Source organism: Methanobrevibacter sp. (assembly GCF_045577275.1).
Lineage (GTDB): Archaea > Methanobacteriota > Methanobacteria > Methanobacteriales > Methanobacteriaceae > Methanobrevibacter.
Genome location: NZ_JAZNIB010000344.1, coordinates 1 through 2,760 on the forward strand (window position 1 = coordinate 1; position 2,760 = coordinate 2,760).

Sequence of the window (2,760 nt, forward strand, 5' to 3'; positions counted from 1 at the left end):
CTGTATTTTAGATGTTCCTCTATTTGAGACCTGCTTAAATCAGGAAAATCCTTTTGTAAAAATTCAAAAAGAGGGTCCACATGAATTTTTTTATAATGCAAAACATTAAATTGGGTGTTGTTTACAAGAACTTTAGAACCTTTTATGAGAGTTCCAAGACAAATTGATGCAAATCCTCCTGCAGAACTGCTGAAAAATAGTATATTATCATTTTTTATCTGTTGATTAATAGCTATTTTTTTAATGATTTGGGAGACGACTTCCAAATACCAAGTATCTTTTGTGCCAACAAACCATCCTACTTTAATTTCTTCATCATAGAAGAAAATAGGGTCTGCATAAGAAATAAAGGATTCTTTAAAATATTTATGCCATTTCCACCGGCTAAAGAAAGGAGGAGTTAGTAATTTCCCATCAGATGTTCTTTGATCTCTTTGAAATGCCCCAGGCCCAAAACAAATCAAATTTTTATTGTTTGAAGCAAGTTTAATTATGAGACAGTATTTTACATTATCATGATTAATTTCAAGAGCAAAAACCTCATCCAGCGGAAATCCATATGTTTCAATCTCATCTAATTCCAATTTAATTACTCTATCAACCATATCTTCCATTAATATCACTGCTCATAAAATATTTTTTATCATGATTTTCTAAGTGCGAAAATCTGAGCTTGAATAATTTATCTAAATGAAAAAATTATATGTAATTATTAAATAATTATTAAAATTATTTATTTATCCTCTTTTTTATATTTTTTGTGGAATAATTTTATAACTATGCAATTTTACCAGAATTCAATGATTTGCTATGGTAATGACTTGAGTTATGGGTAATGAAAAAAGTGAAAAAAAGAAAAATAGTTAAATTGAATAAATGATTAGAAAAATAGAAAAAAAATTAAAAAAAGAAAAAAGATTATGCTCTATTTATGAGCATAATAGAAAATCAATTCATCGTCCTTGATTTCATCAAGTCTTGCAAATCCGAATCTTTCGAATTGTACAATATCTCCTACTTTCAAGTCTTTGCAATCAAGTTCACAAAGACCTTCAGTGATGGAAGCATCATCCATAACAACCTTAGCCTTGATAGCATCAGTTGGAACCCATTGAATGATTCTTGCTTTAGCTTCTCTTGCATCTTCAAAGGATTTGCTGTGGAATGCAGCATTGCCGTCTTTGATTTCAACATTCACAGCATCCATCAAACGACTGATTCCATCGGTAAAGTCCGCTTTTGGAATGTAAACTTCCTTATCGAATACAAGAGTCCTGTTGCCCCTTTCCTCAAAGTCAGGGTGCAATGGTCTTTCGATGCTTAATCCCAAATCCTCTTCAGGGACATCAGCAATGTCTATCTTTACAGGATCTCCTACAAAGAAATATCTGTTTACCTTTTCCTCAATGATGTTTCTATTCAATCCATAAATCTTTTTCCAACTTATTGCTGAATCAGACATCTTGATGCCTATTTCAACCATCAATTGAGTGATTGTTTCAGGTTGGATCCCTCTTCTTGCAATAGCTTTCAAGGTTCCAAGTCTTGGATCATCCCAACCGCTATAGGTACCATCTTCTATTCCTGCCATAGCTTTGGAGGTACTTAAAGCGATATCTTCCATCTTCAATCTGCCATAATGGATAAATTCAGGAACTTCCCAATCCATATGCTGGTAAAGATACTTTTGCTTTTCACTGTTTGCAAGGTGGTCCTTTCCTCTCAATACATGAGTCATTCCAAGCAAATGGTCATCTACAGATACAGAGAAGTTCATCATAGGATAGACTCTGTATTTTGTGCCTAATCTTGGGTGTTCCTCTTCAACAATCCTCATTGCTACCCAATCACGAATAGCTGGATTCTTATGATTTATATCAGTTTTAATTCTAAGTACTGCCTCACCTGCTTCCATTTCAGGGAACTTTTTCCAAAGTTCCATATTCTCCTCTACAGTATTGTCTCTGCATGGGCAAGCTTGGCAACTGTCCTTAAGCTTTTTGAACTCTCCACCATCACAGGTACACATATATGCTGCTCCACGTTTGATTAGCTCTTCAGCATATTGATAATAGATTTCAAAACGGTCACTTTGATAGTATACTTCATCAGGCTCAATTCCTAACCATTTCAAATCTTCCTGAATCAATTCATAAGCAGGTTCGTAAATACGTTTTGGATCTGTATCCTCTATTCTCAATATGAACTTTCCACCGCATTTCTTTACATATTCCCCATTTGGAATAGCCGCCCTTGCATGTCCAATATGCAATGGACCACTTGGGTTTGGTGCAAAACGCATTACAACATCCTTGTTTTTACCTGGAAGCTTTGGCAATCCTTCTTCCTTTTTCTGTTTTTTCTCTTCAACAGCAACTCCCAACTCTTCCATCTTTGCCTTCTGCTCTTCTGGAGAAAGTGCATTCACTTGAGCTACAATCTTACCGGACAAAGGTCCTATTTCCTTTGCTCTTGGGCGGAGTTCAGGTTCACTGCTCATGATGGAACCCATAACCGCTCCAGGGTTTGCACTTCCCTTATGTTTAGCAGCATTCAATAATGCATGTTTAAATACAATTTCTTCTAATTCATCCATAAAAACACATCTTATAACATGATAAAACTAATTATTATAATGATTAAACTATATCTCAGTTTACGATTAAATTAGTTATAAAAATATACATTACTAAATATATAATCTATTTATTAAAAATATTACTATAAAAAACATGAAAATTTTAAAATAAAATCAAATAA

General features: G+C 33.7%; 2 protein-coding genes. Both read right to left on the reverse strand.

Features of this window, described 5'->3' with window-relative positions; translation table 11 throughout:
• A partial coding sequence (locus tag ACKI67_RS09910; protein ID WP_407463369.1) for a hypothetical protein occupies positions 1 to 614 on the reverse strand: 614 nt, incomplete at its 3' end.
• Positions 615 to 925: 311 nt separating this feature from the next.
• A complete protein-coding gene (locus ACKI67_RS09915; protein WP_407463370.1) occupies positions 926 to 2,596 on the reverse strand; it encodes a glutamate--tRNA ligase in 1,671 nt (556 codons plus the stop codon).
• Positions 2,597 to 2,760 lie beyond the last annotated feature (164 nt).

Coding starts and splice junctions, on each gene's coding strand:
- ACKI67_RS09915 (WP_407463370.1), bottom strand. CDS start 2,596: ATGGATGAATTAGAAGAAATTGTATTTAAACATGCATTATTGAATGCT.